This is a genomic window from Cupriavidus sp. 01L415 (assembly GCF_056400065.1).
In genome coordinates, this window is the sequence record NZ_JBFTSP010000008.1 from 1 (window position 1) to 15,417 (window position 15,417).

Sequence of the window (15,417 nt, forward strand, 5' to 3'; positions counted from 1 at the left end):
GCTGTCTACGCCATGGCGGTTGGCGATCTCATCAAAGCTTGACTGACCGTCCAGATAGTCCTGGATCACTGTCAGCCTGAACTGCTCCGAGTACCGATACATAAAAAACACCCCAAAAGTTGGTGTCCAACTTTTGGGGTGCAGTTCAAATCGGGCCGGCTTTTTTTGCATGACTGGCAACTATTGCCGCGCGTTGCGCCGGTTATCCGGCCACGGCGTATTGAAGTTGGTGCGGAACGGGTTGATATCGAGTCCGCCGCGCCGCGTATAGCGTGCGTAGACCGCCAGCTTCACCGGCTTGCACATGCGCATGACGTCCGTGAAGATCCGCTCCACGCACTGCTCGTGGAACTCGTTGTGGTTGCGGAACGAAATCAGATATTTCAGCAGCCCTTCCTGGTCGATCGGCGCGCCCACGTAGCGGATCTGCACGCTGCCCCAGTCCGGCTGGCCCGTCACCAGGCAATTGGACTTCAGCAGGTGCGAGACCAGCGATTCCTCCACCGGCGATTCGTCCTGGTCGGCTGACAGCAGGGACGGGTCCGGCTCGTAGATGTCGGTTTCGATATCGAGCCGGTCCAGCAACAGGCCTTCCAGTTCGCCCATTTTCTGCGTGCCGAGATCCGCCTCGGTCACCAGCCGCACCTGCACGGTGCCGCCGGTCGCTTCCGAGAGGTCGTGGTGCAGCAACTGCTGGAGCGCCTCCGCCGAGGCCACCTTGCTCTGGTTGAACGAATTCAGGTACAGCTTGAACGACTTGGACTCGACGATGTTCGGCGTATCGGCGGGAATGATGAACGTGGCCAGCGCCACCTGCGGCTTGCCCTTCAGATTCAGCCAGGAGACCTCATAGGCGTTCCAGATGTCCACGCCGAAGAACGGCAGCGCGCGTCCTTCGGCCAGGCCGATCTCGGTGCGCTTGGGCTGCCGCGGGATCGGGAACAGCAGCGCGGGGTCGTACTCGGTCTTGTAGGCCGAGGGCTTGCCCAGCGGGGAGTGTTCGGGGAGCGTCATGGTCGGGAATCAGGAAAGGAACAGCTTGTAGACGGGGTTGTCAGTCTCGTCCCAGTGTACGTAACCCAGCGTGGAAAGGAAGGCGCGGAATGCGCGCTTCTCGTTCTTCGGGACCTGGATGCCCACCAGGATGTTGGAGGTGTCCGCGCCCTGGTTGCGGTAGTGAAACAGGCTGATGTTCCAGTTCGGACTCATGCTCGACAGGAAGCGCATCAGCGCGCCCGGCCGCTCCGGGAATTCGAAGCGATACAGCAGTTCGTCATGGGCCAGCGGCGAGTGGCCGCCCACCATGTAGCGGATGTGCTGCTTGGCCAGTTCGTCGTTGGACAGGTCCAGCGTATCGAATCCGTGGCGGCGGAAGTTGGCGGCGATCTTGTCGCTCTCCGCGCGGCTGGCGATCTGCACGCCCACGAAGATATGCGCCACGTCCTTGTCGGCGATGCGGTAGTTGAACTCGGTCACGCTGCGCGTGCCCACCTGTTCGCAGAAACGCTTGAAGCTGCCGCGTTCCTCCGGGATCGTGACGGCGAAGACGGCCTCGCGGGCCTCGCCCACCTCGGCGCGCTCGGCGACGAAGCGCAGGCGGTCGAAGTTCATGTTGGCGCCGCACGCAATCGCCACGAGGTGCTGGTTCTTCAGCTTTTCGCGCTCGGCGTAGGCCTTCAGGCCCGCCACCGCCAGCGCGCCGGCCGGCTCCAGGATGCTGCGAGTGTCCTGGAACACATCCTTCACACCCGCGCAGATCGCGTCGGTGTCGACAAGGATGATCTCGTCGACCAGTTCCCGCGTGATGCGGAAGGTCTCCTTGCCGACCAGCTTCACGGCGGTGCCGTCCGAGAACAGGCCCACGTCCTTCAGCTCCACGCGCTTGCCGGCCTCCACGGAACGCTTCATCGCGTCGGAATCGAAGGTCTGCACGCCGATCACCTTGATGTCCGGCCGCACCGCCTTGATGTACGACGCGATGCCGGAGATCAGGCCGCCGCCGCCGATGGCCACGAAGATCGCATGGATCGGGCCCGGGTGCTGCCGCAGGATCTCCATCGCGATCGTGCCCTGGCCGGCGATGACCTCGGGATCGTCGAACGGGTGGATGAACGTGAGCTTGTGCTTCTTCTCGAGTTCCGCCGCATGGTTGTACGCATCGCTGTACGAATCGCCGTGCAGCACGATCTGGACCCAGTCGCCGCCCCGTTCGCGTACGGCGTCGATCTTCACCTGCGGCGTGGTGGTCGGCATGGCAATGATCGCCTTGCACTGCAGTCGCGCGGCGGACAGCGCCACGCCCTGTGCATGGTTGCCGGCCGATGCGGCGATCACGCCGCGTCGGAGTTCCTCGGGCGACAGCGACGCCATCTTGTTGTACGCGCCGCGCAGCTTGAACGAGAACACCGGCTGGGTGTCCTCGCGCTTGAACCAGACCGCGTTGCCGGTGCGCGCGGAAAGCGCGTGCGCATAGGTCAGTTCGGTTTCCTGCGCCACGTCGTACACCTTGGCGGTCAGGATCTTCTTGAGGTAGTCGGGCTTGGCTGGCGTGCGGGTCATGGTGGGCAGAGGCGTCACGCGCGCGCTAATGGCAACGCGGGTGGCAAAAAAAGCCGGAAAAATCGGCGGAAACCGCCAATGATAATGGATGGCGCCCATCCGCGACGCGTTGCGGAGGCGTCCCCCGTGCGCTGGCGATCGCACGCGATACGCTCCGCGACGTGGCGCAAGAGCCACTGGCGACGGGGGAAATCGCGGGCGGCGCTGTAGGACAGCGCCCGGTGGACGCTGGTCAAAGTCACGTGCTACGGTGTACCGCGATGCCCTCGCTACCTCTCATCGAACCCAATACCGCGCTGTTTCTGGACTTCGACGGCACGCTGGCCGACCTCGCGCCGCGCCCCGACCTGGTGCAGGTGGAGCCGGAACTGGTTGGCACGCTGCGTGCCCTGCATACCTGCCTGAACGGCGCGCTTGCCATCATCTCGGGCCGGCCCGTGGTCGAGCTCGACTACTTCCTGCAACCCCTGCGACTCCCCGCTGCCGGCGTGCACGGTGCCGAATTCCGCCATGGCGGCGAGCGGATCATCACGCCGCCGGCGCCGGGCATCGGCCCCTTGCTGCCGCATCTGGAGGCCCTGGTGCAACGCCATCCGGGGCTCCAGCTCGAGCGCAAATCCGTGGCCGTGGCCATTCACTACCGCCAGGTTCCGGAACTGGAGCCGCTCGTGCGCGCCGCCGTGGCCGACGTGCTGCGCGATGCCGTCGGTCTGGAAGGATTGCCCGGCAAGATGGTTGTCGAGATCAAGCCCGCCGGCGTGGACAAGGGCGATGCGATTGCATCGTTCATGCGCTCGCCGACGTTTGCCGGCCGCATGCCGCTGTTCGCCGGTGACGACGTCACCGACGAAGCCGGCTTTGCGGTCGTGCGCGAACTGGGCGGCGTCGGCGTGCTGGTCGGGCAGCGCGCCAGCGCCGCGACCGTCAGCGTGACCGGCCCCGCCGCGCTGCGCTGCTGGCTGCACCGCTCCGCGCACGCGCTGACGCATCGCATGGCGAACCGGGACGCCGATCCCTCCGCCGCCGATGCCGAGACGCGGCTCCACGCGCAGAATTCATCACATCGACGCTAAGGGAGAATTCGCTGTGACCAACCCTGCCAGCCCGGCCACGCACGGGTCCATCGCGCCGGAGACGCCGGCGGTCAATACCGATTCCGATTGTTCCAGCCGCTACGCCGAGCCGTCGCTGTCGCTCGGCATGATCGGCAATTGCGGGTTCTCGGCGCTCGTCGACGGACGCGGCCGCATCGTCTGGTGCTGCATGCCGCGCTTCGACGCCGACCCGGTGTTCAACAAGCTGCTGGATCCGACCGAAAACGGCGGCCACTTCTCGATCGAGATCGAGGATTTCCAGGAAGCCACGCAGTGGTACGAGCCGAACACGGCCATCCTGCGCACGCACCTGATCGACAAGCACGGCAGCTGCCTCGAGATCACCGACTTCTGTCCGCGCTTCTTCCGGCTCGGGCGCTATTTCCGCCCCCTGACGCTGGTGCGCCGCATTCGCCCGGTCCGTGGCGCGCCGCGCGTGCGCGTGACCGTGGCGCCGCGCTTCAACTGGGGCCGCATCAAGCCGGAGATGACGCGCGGAAGCAGCCACGTGCGCTACATCGGCGATGGCCTGACGCTGCGCATGACCACCGATGCGCCGCTGGCGTACGTGCTGTCGAACACGCCGTTCCTGGTGACGCGCGGCTACAACTTCATCCTCGGCCCGGACGAGACGCTGGCGCACGGCGTGGAAGAAATCGCCCGCGATTTCGAGCAGGAAACCACGTCGTACTGGCGGCTCTGGAGCCGGCGCCTGGCGGTGCCGCGCGAATGGCAGGAAGCGGTGATCCGCGCCGCCATCACGCTCAAGCTGTCGTTGTACGAGGAGACGGGGGCCATCGTCGCGGCGATGACGACGAGTATCCCCGAGGCACCCGGCAGCGGCCGCAACTGGGACTACCGCTATTGCTGGCTGCGGGACGCGTTCTTCGTCGTGCGCGCGCTGAACAGCCTGTCCGAGGTCGGCACGATGGAGGACTACCTGCGCTGGCTGTCCAACGTGGTCATGCAGTCGCAGGACGGGCACATCCAGCCGCTCTATGGCATCGGCCTGGAGCGCGAGCTGCCGGAAAGCGTGCTCGACCACCTGTGCGGCTATCGCGGCATGGGCCCGGTGCGCGTTGGCAACCAGGCGCAGGAACACTTCCAGCACGATGTCTATGGCAACGTGGTGCTCGGCGCCGCGCAGGCCTTCCACGACCACCGGCTGTTGCATCGCGGCGGGCCTGCCGAGTATCGCCGGCTCGAGGACGTGGGCGAACAGGCCGTGCGCGTATTCGGCACGCCGGACGCCGGCATGTGGGAGTTGCGCACGCGGGCGCGGGTGCATACGTCCTCCGCGCTGATGAGCTGGGCGGCGTGCGACCGGCTGGCCAAGATCGGTGAAAAGCTCGGGCAGCCCGCGCGCGCCGCGTACTGGCACGACCACGCGGACCGCATGAAGAAGCGCATCCTGGAAGAGTCATGGTCCGAGTCGCGGCAGGCGTTTGCGGAGAGCTTCGGCGGCAAGGAGCTCGACGCCAGCGTGCTGCTGATGGCCGAGGTCAATATCATCGATCCGAAGGACCCGCGCTTCATCGCCACGGTCAAGGCGCTGGAAGAATCGCTCTGCGACGGGCCTTACATGCGCCGCTACGAGGCACCGGATGACTTCGGCAAGCCGGAGACGGCATTCAACATCTGCACGTTCTGGCGCATCGACGCGCTGGCGCGCATTGGCCGTCGCGATGAGGCGCGCGAGATCTTCGAGGCCATGCTGGCCGCGCGCAATCCATTGGGGCTGCTCTCGGAAGACACTCACCCGGTCACCGGAGAGATGTGGGGCAATTTTCCCCAGACCTATTCGATGGTCGGCCTGATCAACGGTGCCATGCGCCTGTCCGCGCCATGGGAATCCGTGATCTGAAGAAGGGACTGGCAACGACAAAAAGCGATCTATGGGAAGACTTGTAGCGGTATCCAACCGGGTCGCCGATCCACGCAACCACGCGGCGGGCGGCCTGGCCGTGGCACTGTCCGGGGCACTCAGCAAGACCGGCGGCCTGTGGTTCGGCTGGAGCGGCCGGGCCGTGGAGCCCAGCCACGGCGGCACGCCGGGCGAGGGCGAACTGCACCTGTCGCAGGCCGGCAACGTGACGCTGGCCACGGTGGACCTGAGCCGCGAGGACTATGAAACCTACTACCTGGGCTACAGCAACGGCGTGCTCTGGCCGGTGTTCCACTACCGGCTGGACCTGGCCAACTTCGACGTGGGCAGCAACCTGACCGCCTACCGGCGCGTGAACCAGTTGTTCGCGCGCAAGCTGGCGCCGCTGCTGAAGCCCGATGACGTGATCTGGATCCACGACTACCACCTGATCCCGCTGGCGGCCGACCTGCGCGCGATCGGTTGCGGCCAGCGGATCGGCTTCTTCCTCCATATCCCGCTGCCGCCGCCACTGATCCTGGCCGCGATCCCGCAGCACGAGTGGCTGATGCGCGCATTGTTCGCGTATGACCTGCTGGGCTTCCAGAGCCAGGCCGATCTCGATCACTTCTCGCGCTACGTGCAGGGCGAAGCCGGCGCCGAGCCGATGGGCGAATACCGTTTCCGCGCGTTCCACCGCACCGTGCGCGCTCAGGCGTTCCCGATCGGCATCGACGTGGACGAATTCGCCGAACTGGGGCGCGGCGAGGAGGCGCAGGAAACCTACGAGATGATGCTTGCCCAGTACGCACGGCGGAGGCTGCTGCTCGGCATCGACCGGCTCGACTATTCGAAGGGGCTGCCGCAGCGGCTCAAGGCGTTCCACACGCTGCTGACGGAGTATCCGGAGAATCGCTCCAGCGCCACGCTCGTCCAGATTGCCGCGCCATCGCGCGAGTCCGTGGATGCCTATGCGGACCTGCGGCGCGAGATGGAAGGCATCACGGGCGCGATCAACGGGGAATTTGGCGAGCTGGACTGGATGCCGGTGCGCTACATCCATCGCTCCACGTCACGGCGGCGGCTGCCCGGGTTGTGCCGCGCCAGCAGCGTGGCGCTGGTGACGCCGCTGCGCGACGGGATGAACCTGGTGGCGAAGGAATACATCGCCGCGCAGGACCCGGACGATCCGGGCGTGCTGGTGCTGTCGCGCTTCGCGGGCGCGGCGGAACAACTGAAGGAAGCCCTGCTGGTCAATCCCTACGACACGCGCGCCACCGCGCAGGCGATCCAGCAGGCGTTGCACATGCCGCTGGCGGAACGCCGCGCGCGGCACCAGAAGTTGCTCGAAGGCATCCGTCATCAGGATGTGCACTGGTGGAGCAGCGAATACCTGCGCACGCTAATGGAAGCGGAAGGGGGCTGAGGCCTACGACGGGAGATCCCCCGGCGTGTCGATGTCCCGGAACGCGCCGTCGTCCTCGGTCAGGATGCGTGTGACCGGCTGCGACTTCAGCAGTGCGCGCGCGCCCTCGTCGCCATCGAGCCTCAGCAGGTCGTCGCGCCACGCGGCACCGAATCCCACCGGATGGCCGCGCTGGCCATTGCGCCACGGCGCGGCAATGGTGTCGGGCGTGGTGATTGTCAGCGCCACGGCACGCACCAGTTCCATCGGCAGCCACGGCATGTCCGCCAGTGCCACCACCCAGCCGCGCGCGTCGGGGCTGGCCGCCACCGCGGCGCGCAGCGCCATGCCCATGCCGGCTTCTGCATCCGGGGCTTCAATGACGCGGCAGCCACCGCGCCGCAATTCCTCGTTCAGGGCCGGATTGCCCGGACGCACCACGGCAATCGAGTTCGGCAGCGCGGCCGCCAGCGTGCGGGCGCTGCGCCACGCTACCGTACGGCCATCGGGCAAGGTCTCCAGCAGCTTGTTGCGCTGGCCGGCCGGGTCGAAGCGCCGGCCAAATCCTGCCGCAAGAAGGACCCCGGTGGGCAGGTCGGTGGTGGTCAGCGGGGCGCGGGCGGGCCGGGTCATGAGTGCGCCGCGGACGGGTTCGTCGCCCCCGCGGAAGGAGCGGGGGGAATCGGGCAACTGGCTTCGCCCGCGGCAATCTCGCGCGCCGCCTTGGCGCCTTCCACCTGCAGGATGTCCGGCAGCGAGACATGGTTCTTGGCGGCGATCACCTCGGCCAGGATCGAGATCGCGATCTCAGGCGGCGTGCGGCTGCCGATATAGATGCCGACCGGCCCGTGCAGGCGCGCAAGCTCCAGCTCGGTCAGGTCGAATTCCTTGAGCCGCTCGCGCCGCGCCTGGTTGTTGCGGCGCGACCCCAGCGCACCCACGTAGAACGCCGGCGTGCGCAGCGCCTCCATCAGCGCCAGGTCGTCGAGCTTGGGATCGTGCGTCAGCGCGATCACGGCGCAACGCTCGTCCATCTTCATGTCCATCACGGTGTCATCCGGCATCGTGCGCACCATCGTCACGCCCGGGATATCCCACGTCTCCGTGTATTCCTCGCGCGGATCGCAGACCGTCACCTGGAAGCCGAGGCCGACGGCGATCTGGCACAGGTACTTGGACAACTGCCCGGCCCCGATCACCAGCATCCGGTAGCGCGGCCCGTGGATGGTGAGCAGCGTCTTGCCGTCGAACGCCAGGCCGTCCGTGGCCTCGGCATGGCCGAGCGTGGCCGCGCCGGTGGCCATGTCGAGCGTGCGCGCCACCAGCCGGCCGCTTTCGACGAACTCCAGCAGTTCGGCGATGCCGCTTGCATTCGACAGCGGCTCCGCCACCAGTTCAATCGTGCCGCCGCACGGCAGGCCGAAGCGATGGGCTTCCTCGGCGCTGATGCCGTACTTGATGGCTTCCGGCCGGTTGGCCTTGATGCCTTCGCGCCGCACGCGGTCAATGATGTCGTCCTCGATGCAGCCTCCGGAGACCGAGCCCACCACGAGGCCGTCATCGCGTACCGCCAGCATCGCGCCCTCGGGGCGGGGGGAAGAGCCCCAGGTCCTGACCACCGTCACCAGCAATACGGCGTGACCTTCCTGCTGCCACCGCACGCTGCACTTCAGGACTTCGAGATCCACGCTGTCCATGATCGTTTCCGCTTTGTTTCGCTACCCTGTTCTTCGTTGCCGTCGGCCGCTTGCGCGTCGCCGGCTGCTTCGTTCGCGTCGTCATCGCCCGTCGCGCCGCCGCCCACTGCTTCGGTAAAGCGGGTGAAGAAGGCGTCGGCCATCTTTCGCGCGGCGGCGTCTACCAGCCGCGAGCCGATCTGGGCGATCTTGCCGCCCACCTGCGCCTGCACCGCATAGGTGAGCACGGTCTCGTCGCCTTCCGGCGCCAGCGTGACGCGTGCCGTCCCCTTGCCGAATCCGGCCGCACCGCCCTGTCCATCGAACTGGATGGTGTAGCTGTCCGGCGCCTGGATGTCCTGCAGCGCCATGCGGCCCTTGAAGCGCGCCTTGACCGGCCCCACCGCGGCGGTGAGGGCCAGCAGGTAGGCGTTTTCGCCGTCGGGCTCGATGCTCTCACATCCCGGAATACATTGCTTGAGCAGGGCCGTGTCGTTCAGTGCCTCCCAGGCGACCTGCTGGGGCACGGGCAGGCGCTGGGTCTGGTTCATTTCCATGTCGGCATTCCTTGGGTGAGGGGCTGGCGGACATCTTCGGCCAGCAGGGATTCCAGCGCAAACAGGCTGTCCAGGTTGTGCGCGGGGCGCAGCGCGTCCACGTGCGGCAGGATGGCCTGCATGCCGCGCGCGCGGGGCGAGAATTCCGCGTAGCGCAATAACGGGTTGAGCCAGATGATGCGGTGCGCAAAGCGGCGCAGGCGAGCCATTTCCGCGTCCAGCAGGTCGATGTGTTCCAGGTCGATGCCGTCGCTGACCAGCAGCACCGTGGCGCGTCCGGCCAGCGTGCGGCGCGCCCATTGCCGGTTGAAGGTGGCCAGCGCGGCGCCGATGCGCGTGCCGCCCGCCCAGTCGCGCACCTGGCCCGCGATCAGGTTGACGGCGTCGTCGGGGTCGCGCTCGCGCAACGCGCGCGTCACGTTGGTCAGCCGCGTGCCGAACAGGAACACGTGCATGCGCTCGCGCGATTGCATCAGCGCATGGCAGAAATACAGCACGGCGCGCGAGTACTGGCTCATCGATCCCGAGATATCGAGCAGCAGGACGACGGGCGGCTTGCGCTCGGCATGCTTGCGGAACTTCCAGCGCAGCCATTCGCCGTGTTGCCGGACCGCCAGCCGCGCGCTGGCGCGCAGGTCGGCGCGGGTGCCGCAGGCGGCCGCCCGCAGCCGGCGCGTGCGCTGCAGCGCAAGATGGGTGCGGCGCGTGCGGACCATATGCTGCAGCGCACGCCATTCGTCGGCGGTGAGGGTTTCGAAATCGCGCTGCGCCAGCCGCTCCTGGTCGGAGAACGTCAGCGGGGCGCTGAAGCGTTCCTCGCGGCCCGGCTGGTCGCGGGAGGGGGCCGGAGGGTTGCGTGCGGCGAGTGCATCGGCCAGCCGGTTGCTGCGCTTCGGCGGCGGCGCGCCGACATCGACGCGTGGCAACAGCATCGCGCGCATCTTGCCTTCCCAGTCGGGGTCGCGCCAGAACAGATCGAAGGCGGCGTCGAACAACGGGCGCTGGTCGGGGCCGGACAGCACCAGCGCAGCCAGTGCGGCGCGGACTTCATCGCGCGCGCCGATGTCGACATGGCACAGCGCGTCGAGCGCATCGACGGCATGCGCGGGCGTCAGCCCGAAGCCGGCATCGCGCAACAGCCGCATGAAGTGCGTGACGTTGCGCGCCAGCATCGGCAGCGCGGGTGCGGCGCCTTGCAGGACGGTGGGGGCGGCGTGGGGCATCGGCCTAGGGCTCCGGGGCGGCGCCCGCCAGCAGCTCGGCCACGGTCGGGCCATCGGCGCGGGCCAGGTCGTCCTGGTATTTCAGCAGGACCCCCAGCGTGTCGCGCACCGATTGCGGATCGAGTTCGGTCACGCCGAGCGCCGACAGCGCGCGGCACCAGTCGATGGCCTCCGCGATGCCCGGCGCCTTGAAGAGGTCGATGCCGCGCAAGCGGTGGATGAAATCGACGGCCTGGTGCTGCAGCGCCACGGCGGCCTCGGGCGCGCGGGCGGCGACGATCTGCAGTTCGCGGTCGCGCCCGGGGTAGCCCATCCACTGATACAGGCAACGGCGCTTGAGCGCGTCGTGAACCTCGCGTGTGCGGTTGGACGTGACGATGATCAGCGGCGGCCGCTCGGCGCGCACCATGCCGATCTCCGGAATCGACACCTGGTATTCGGACAGCACTTCAAGCAGGAAGGCTTCGAACGGCTCGTCGGCGCGGTCGATCTCGTCGATCAGCAGCACGCGCGGCACGTCGGGCGCGGCGGGGTCGGGCAGCAGGGATTCCAGCAGAGGCCGCTTGAGCAGGTAGTCGTCGTGATAGAGCGATTGCTGCTCGGGCCGCTCGCCGCGCGCTTCGGCAAGCCGCAGCGCCATGATCTGGCGCGGGTAGTCCCATTCATAGAGCGCGCTGGCGGCGTCGAGCCCCTCGTAGCACTGCAGCCGCAACAGGCGCGTGCCCAGCGCGCCAGCCATCGCCTGCGCCAGCGCGGTCTTGCCGACGCCGGGCTCGCCTTCCAGGAACAGCGGCCGCTGCATGCGCAGCGCCAGGTAGAGGACTGTGGCGGTCTCGCGGTCGGCAAAGTACTGCTGGCGTTCCAGGAGCGAGACGGTCTGGTCGATGGAGGTGGGGATCATGATGAACAGCACTTGGGACAGGCGTGAATGGACCGCAGGGCTCGCCCCTTCCGCATGCGGAAGCGGGCAAGCGGAAGGGGCGCAAGGACTCGCGGGGCGATGCGTTGGGGTGGCTGCCGGGTTGTCGTCCGGGTTGTCGTGCGGTCGTCGCTTCGCCTTGCGGGCGCTTGCGACGACCGTCGACGTGGTGGCTACCCTTTCAGCGCCTGCTCCACCGCGCGCGCCGCCAGTACCGGAATCAGATGCGCGCGATATTCGGCTGACGCATGCAGATCGGCATTGAGCCCCGATGGATCCATCTTCACCGCGCGTGCCGCCGCCGGCGTGAAGCTGGCCACGAGCGCCTGCTCCAGTGCCGGCGCGCGGAACACGCTATCCGCCGCGCCGGTCACCGCCACGCGCACCGTCTTGCCCGTGCGCGCCACCATCACGCCCACCAGCGCAAAACGCGAGGCCGGGTTGCGGAACTTGACGTAGGCGGCCTGGTCCGGCGCGGGGAAGCGCACGGCCGTGATCAGCTCGTCCGGGGCGAGCGCGGTTTCATACAGGCTCACAAAGAAGTTGTCGGCGGCGATACTGCGGCGGTCGGTCACCACCGTGGCGTTCAGGCCGAGCACCGCGGCAGGATAGTCGGCCGCGGGATCGTCATTGGCCAGCGAGCCGCCGATCGTCCCCATCGCGCGCACCTGCCGGTCGCCAATGCCGTTGGCCAGGGCCGCCAGCGCGGGGATGCGGCGCATGACTTCCGCATTGGCGGCCACGTCGGCATGGCGCGCAGCCGCGCCGATCACGATGTCGTCGCCCTCCACGCGGATGTCGGCCATGCCGGGAATGCGCGAGACGTCGATCAGCGTGGATGGCGCCGCCAGCCGCAACTTCATCGCGGCCAGCAGGCTTTGCCCGCCGGCCAGGAACTTGGCGTCGGCATCTGCCTGCAACTTCGCCACGGCGGCCTTGGCATCCGTGGCGCGTTCGAACTGGAATGCGTACATGGTTGTGGTCCTCCGTGATCAAGCCGGCTGGCCGGACTGCGCGGCCTGGATCGCCTGCCACACGCGGTGCGGCGTGGCGGGCATCTGCACATCGCGTACCCCCAGCGGCGACAGCGCATCGACCAGCGCGTTGATGAACGCCGGTGGCGAACCGATCGCCCCAGCCTCTCCGCAGCCCTTTACCCCGAGCGGATTGTGCGTGCATGGGGTGCCCTTGGCGGTTTCCACCGTGAAGTCCGGCAGGTCGGCCGCGCGTGGCATCGCGTAGTCCATGTAAGAGCCGGTCAGCAACTGGCCGCTGTCGGGGTCATACACGCACTGCTCCAGCATGGCCTGCCCGAGGCCCTGGCCGATGCCGCCATGCACCTGGCCTTCGACGATCATCGGATTGATGATGTTGCCGAAGTCGTCCACGGCGGTGAACTTCACCACGTGCGATTCGCCCGTGTCCGGGTCCACCTCCACCTCGCATACGTAGGCGCCCGAAGGGTAGGTGAAGTTGGTCGGATCGTAGAACGCGTTTTCGTTCAGGCCGGGCTCCAGCTTGTCGAGCGGGTAGTTGTGCGGCACGTAGGCGGTCAGCGCCACTTCGCCGAACGTCTTGGTGCGATCGGTGCCGGCCACGCGGAATACGCCGTCCTTGAACTCGATGTCGGCGTCGGACGCTTCCAGCAAATGGGCGGCGATCTTCTTGGCCTTGGCCTCGACCTTGTCCAGCGCCTTCATGATGGCCGACCCGCCCACCGCCAGCGAACGCGATCCGTACGTGCCCATGCCGAACGGCACGCGGCCGGTGTCGCCGTGGACGATCTCCACGGCGTCCAGCGCAATGCCGAGCCGGTCCGCCACGATTTGCGCGAACGTGGTCTCGTGGCCCTGGCCGTGGCTGTGGGATCCGGTGAACACCGTCACCGTGCCGGTGGGATGCACGCGAATCTCGCCGACCTCGAACAGGCCTGCACGCGCGCCAAGCGCTCCCGCGATGTTGGACGGCGCCAGCCCGCATGCCTCGATGTAGCACGAGTAGCCAAGCCCGCGCAGCTTGCCGCGCTGCTTCGCGGCCTCGCGCCGCGCGGGGAAGCCGGCCACGTCGGCCAGTTCCTCGGCACGCGCCAGGCAGGGCTCGTAGTCGCCGGTGTCATAGGTCAGCCCGACCGGCGTGGCGTACGGGAAGGTGCGGATGAAGTTCTTGCGGCGCAGCGTGGCCGGATCCATCTTCAGCTCGCGCGCGGCGGATTCCACCAGCCGCTCCACGACGTACGTGGCCTCGGGCCGGCCGGCACCGCGATAGGCATCCACCGGCGCGGTGTTGGTGAAAACGGCCTGCACCTCGGCATAGATCGCCGGCGTGGCGTACTGGCCGGCGAGCAGCGTGGCGTAGAGGATAGTCGGCACGCTGCTGGCGAACGTGGACAGGTACGCGCCCATGTTGGCCACGGTGTGCACGCGCATCGCCAGGAACTTCCCGTCGGCGTCCAGCGCCAGTTCGGCGCGGGTCACGTGGTCGCGCCCATGCGCGTCCGTCAGGAAGGACTCGGAGCGTTCGGCGGTCCACTTGATCGGCCGGCCGACCTTCTTCGACGCCCACGTCAGCGCCACGTCCTCCGGATAGAGGAAGATCTTCGAGCCGAAGCCGCCGCCCACGTCCGGCGCGATGATGCGCAGCCGGGACTCGGGCAGCCCCAACACGAAGGCACCCATCAGCAGGCGTTCGACGTGCGGGTTCTGGTTGGCCACGTAGACCGTGTAGCTGTCGTCCTGGCGCGTGTAGCTGGCATTGACCGCGCGCGGCTCGATCGCGTTCGGGATCAGCCGGTTGTTGACGATCTCCAGCGTGGTCACGTGCGCGGCCTTTGCAAACGCGGCATCGGTGGCGGCCTTGTCGCCGTGGCCCCACGTGTAGCACGTGTTGGCGGCCACATCGTCGTGGACCAGCGTGGAGGACGCCGCGGCGGTGCCCGCGCCCACCACTGCGGGAAGCTCTTCGTACTCGACGTCGACGCGCTCGGCGGCGTCGCGCGCCTGTTGCAGCGATTCGGCGATCACCAGTGCGACCTGGTCGCCGACGTGGCGGACCTTATCGTGCGCCAGCGCGGGATGCGGCGGCTCCTTCATCGGCGTGCCGTCGATGCTGTGGATCAGCCAGCCGCAGGGCAGGCCGCCGACCTTGTCGGTCGCCATGTCCGCGCCGGTCAGTACGGCGATCACGCCCGGGGCGGCCAGCGCCTCGGAGGTGTTGACCGACCGGATGCGCGCGTGGGCGTGCGGGGATCGAACGAAATAGCCGTAGCTCTGGCGCGGCAGGGTCACGTCGTCCGTGTACTGGCCATTGCCGGTCAGGAAGCGGTAGTCCTCCTTGCGCTTGACCGGGCTGCCGATGAGCGGGTGATTGTCGGGTGCGTTCATGACATCCCCCTTATTCGGCGCTGGCGGCCGCCTGGCCGCTGCGCATGCCCGACTGGCCTTGCTGCACCGCGCGGACGATGTTGTGATAGCCCGTGCAGCGGCACAGGTTGCCTTCCAACTGGTCGCGGATGGCCTGGGCGTCGGCGTTCGGACGTTCCTTGAGCAGCGCGGTGGCAGCCATCACCATGCCGGGCGTGCAGAAGCCGCATTGCAGGCCATGGCATTCGCGGAACGCTTCCTGCATCGGGTGGAGCTGGCCGTTGGGGGCCAGGCCCTCGATCGTGGTCACGCTGGCGCCGTCCGCCTGGACCGCCAGCATGTTGCAGGACTTGACCGCGCGGCCGTCCAGGTGGACGGTGCAGGCACCGCATTGGGCGGTGTCGCAGCCCACGTGCGTGCCGGTCAGGTGAAGCTGCTCGCGCAGGAACTGGACCAGAAGGGTGTGAGGTTCGACCTGAGCGTCAACGGGCTTGCCATTGACCGTCAGGCGGATCGGAATCGCCATGCTTGTCTCCATGTGGGTGGACGCGCATGGCCAGCTCCGCCAATCCCGAACAGCGCGGGACGGGCCACGACGCGGTACTGCCGCTTGGTTGAGACGGCTATTTCGTGATATTGGTGCTGCCGGGTTTGCCCGGTTTGCGATGAGGTCTTGAACGATTGACCGCAACAGGCACTAACAGTTAATCACAAATCCACCGGTGCTGCCATGCGGGTTCCCCCAGCAGGGCGGGGCTGCC

14 protein-coding genes are annotated in these 15,417 nt (G+C 67.6%); 3 read left to right on the forward strand and 11 right to left on the reverse strand.

Annotated elements, in window-relative coordinates; genetic code table 11:
- The 3 genes from AC1DOX_RS14870 to ilvA form a co-directional block, all read right to left on the reverse strand.
- A partial coding sequence (locus AC1DOX_RS14870; RefSeq protein WP_477101432.1) for a transposase occupies nucleotides 1-171 on the reverse strand: 171 nt, incomplete at its 3' end.
- 9 nt (nucleotides 172-180) lie between these two features.
- Nucleotides 181-1,014 (reverse strand): NADPH-dependent 7-cyano-7-deazaguanine reductase QueF, encoded by an 834-nt coding sequence (gene queF / locus AC1DOX_RS14875; RefSeq protein WP_092135862.1) that lies wholly within the window; start codon nucleotides 1,012-1,014, stop codon nucleotides 181-183.
- Nucleotides 1,015-1,023: 9 nt separating this feature from the next.
- Complete coding sequence (ilvA, locus tag AC1DOX_RS14880; RefSeq protein WP_441623918.1) at nucleotides 1,024-2,559, reverse strand: threonine ammonia-lyase, biosynthetic; 1,536 nt, start codon at nucleotides 2,557-2,559, stop codon at nucleotides 1,024-1,026.
- A gap of 260 nt (nucleotides 2,560-2,819) precedes the next feature.
- Here ilvA and otsB point away from each other — a divergent pair, with 260 nt between their 5' ends.
- Genes otsB through AC1DOX_RS14895 form a run of 3 tightly spaced genes read left to right on the forward strand, consistent with a single transcriptional unit; the run spans nucleotide 2,820 to nucleotide 6,943 of the window.
- The gene (otsB, locus tag AC1DOX_RS14885; protein ID WP_441623920.1) at nucleotides 2,820-3,632 is read left to right on the forward strand and encodes a trehalose-phosphatase; all 813 of its coding nucleotides are present in this window, start codon (nucleotides 2,820-2,822) and stop codon (nucleotides 3,630-3,632) included.
- Between the two features lie 13 nt (nucleotides 3,633-3,645).
- On the forward strand, nucleotides 3,646-5,517 hold the full coding sequence (locus AC1DOX_RS14890) for a glycoside hydrolase family 15 protein (protein ID WP_477112459.1): 1,872 nt from the start codon (nucleotides 3,646-3,648) through the stop codon (nucleotides 5,515-5,517).
- Nucleotides 5,518-5,548: 31 nt separating this feature from the next.
- Nucleotides 5,549-6,943, forward strand: a complete 1,395-nt coding sequence (locus AC1DOX_RS14895; RefSeq protein WP_441623924.1) for an alpha,alpha-trehalose-phosphate synthase (UDP-forming) — start codon at nucleotides 5,549-5,551, stop codon at nucleotides 6,941-6,943.
- Nucleotides 6,944-6,946: 3 nt separating this feature from the next.
- On the opposite strand, the gene AC1DOX_RS14900 is transcribed toward AC1DOX_RS14895, so the two are convergent.
- The 8 genes from AC1DOX_RS14900 to AC1DOX_RS14935 form a co-directional block, all read right to left on the reverse strand.
- Nucleotides 6,947-7,555, reverse strand: coding sequence for a nucleotidyltransferase family protein (locus AC1DOX_RS14900; protein ID WP_477101430.1), 609 nt, complete (start codon nucleotides 7,553-7,555; stop codon nucleotides 6,947-6,949).
- The gene (locus AC1DOX_RS14905; protein ID WP_441623928.1) at nucleotides 7,552-8,619 is read right to left on the reverse strand and encodes an XdhC family protein; all 1,068 of its coding nucleotides are present in this window, start codon (nucleotides 8,617-8,619) and stop codon (nucleotides 7,552-7,554) included. Before AC1DOX_RS14905 ends, AC1DOX_RS14900 begins: the two co-directional genes overlap by 4 nt.
- The gene (locus tag AC1DOX_RS14910; protein ID WP_092135871.1) at nucleotides 8,592-9,155 is read right to left on the reverse strand and encodes an SRPBCC family protein; all 564 of its coding nucleotides are present in this window, start codon (nucleotides 9,153-9,155) and stop codon (nucleotides 8,592-8,594) included. The genes AC1DOX_RS14905 and AC1DOX_RS14910 overlap by 28 nt, the downstream gene beginning before the upstream one ends.
- Complete coding sequence (locus AC1DOX_RS14915) at nucleotides 9,146-10,378, reverse strand: vWA domain-containing protein (protein ID WP_441623931.1); 1,233 nt, start codon at nucleotides 10,376-10,378, stop codon at nucleotides 9,146-9,148. Before AC1DOX_RS14915 ends, AC1DOX_RS14910 begins: the two co-directional genes overlap by 10 nt.
- A gap of 4 nt (nucleotides 10,379-10,382) precedes the next feature.
- On the reverse strand, nucleotides 10,383-11,279 hold the full coding sequence (locus AC1DOX_RS14920) for an AAA family ATPase (RefSeq protein WP_441623933.1): 897 nt from the start codon (nucleotides 11,277-11,279) through the stop codon (nucleotides 10,383-10,385).
- Between the two features lie 191 nt (nucleotides 11,280-11,470).
- Entirely contained in the window at nucleotides 11,471-12,271 is an 801-nt protein-coding gene (locus AC1DOX_RS14925) for an FAD binding domain-containing protein (RefSeq protein ID WP_441623935.1), read from the reverse strand.
- A gap of 18 nt (nucleotides 12,272-12,289) precedes the next feature.
- Nucleotides 12,290-14,677 carry a xanthine dehydrogenase family protein molybdopterin-binding subunit gene (locus tag AC1DOX_RS14930; protein WP_441623937.1) on the reverse strand — a complete coding sequence of 796 codons (2,388 nt, stop codon included), beginning with the start codon at nucleotides 14,675-14,677 and terminating at the stop codon, nucleotides 12,290-12,292.
- 10 nt (nucleotides 14,678-14,687) lie between these two features.
- Nucleotides 14,688-15,182 carry a (2Fe-2S)-binding protein gene (locus AC1DOX_RS14935; protein ID WP_092135878.1) on the reverse strand — a complete coding sequence of 165 codons (495 nt, stop codon included), beginning with the start codon at nucleotides 15,180-15,182 and terminating at the stop codon, nucleotides 14,688-14,690.
- Between the last annotated feature and the right edge of the window lie 235 nt (nucleotides 15,183-15,417).

What these genes read in the sequence shown, in the direction of transcription:
- queF (WP_092135862.1), bottom strand. Translation starts at nt 1,014, where the DNA reads ATGACGCTCCCCGAACACTCCCCGCTGGGCAAGCCCTCGGCCTACAAG.
- ilvA (WP_441623918.1), bottom strand. Translation starts at nt 2,559, where the DNA reads ATGACCCGCACGCCAGCCAAGCCCGACTACCTCAAGAAGATCCTGACC.
- otsB (WP_441623920.1), top strand. Translation starts at nt 2,820, where the DNA reads ATGCCCTCGCTACCTCTCATCGAACCCAATACCGCGCTGTTTCTGGAC.
- AC1DOX_RS14895 (WP_441623924.1), top strand. Translation starts at nt 5,549, where the DNA reads ATGGGAAGACTTGTAGCGGTATCCAACCGGGTCGCCGATCCACGCAAC.
- AC1DOX_RS14900 (WP_477101430.1), bottom strand. Translation starts at nt 7,555, where the DNA reads ATGACCCGGCCCGCCCGCGCCCCGCTGACCACCACCGACCTGCCCACC.
- AC1DOX_RS14905 (WP_441623928.1), bottom strand. Translation starts at nt 8,619, where the DNA reads ATGGACAGCGTGGATCTCGAAGTCCTGAAGTGCAGCGTGCGGTGGCAG.
- AC1DOX_RS14910 (WP_092135871.1), bottom strand. Translation starts at nt 9,155, where the DNA reads ATGGAAATGAACCAGACCCAGCGCCTGCCCGTGCCCCAGCAGGTCGCC.
- AC1DOX_RS14915 (WP_441623931.1), bottom strand. Translation starts at nt 10,378, where the DNA reads ATGCCCCACGCCGCCCCCACCGTCCTGCAAGGCGCCGCACCCGCGCTG.
- AC1DOX_RS14920 (WP_441623933.1), bottom strand. Translation starts at nt 11,279, where the DNA reads ATGATCCCCACCTCCATCGACCAGACCGTCTCGCTCCTGGAACGCCAG.
- AC1DOX_RS14925 (WP_441623935.1), bottom strand. Translation starts at nt 12,271, where the DNA reads ATGTACGCATTCCAGTTCGAACGCGCCACGGATGCCAAGGCCGCCGTG.
- AC1DOX_RS14930 (WP_441623937.1), bottom strand. Translation starts at nt 14,677, where the DNA reads ATGAACGCACCCGACAATCACCCGCTCATCGGCAGCCCGGTCAAGCGC.
- AC1DOX_RS14935 (WP_092135878.1), bottom strand. Translation starts at nt 15,182, where the DNA reads ATGGCGATTCCGATCCGCCTGACGGTCAATGGCAAGCCCGTTGACGCT.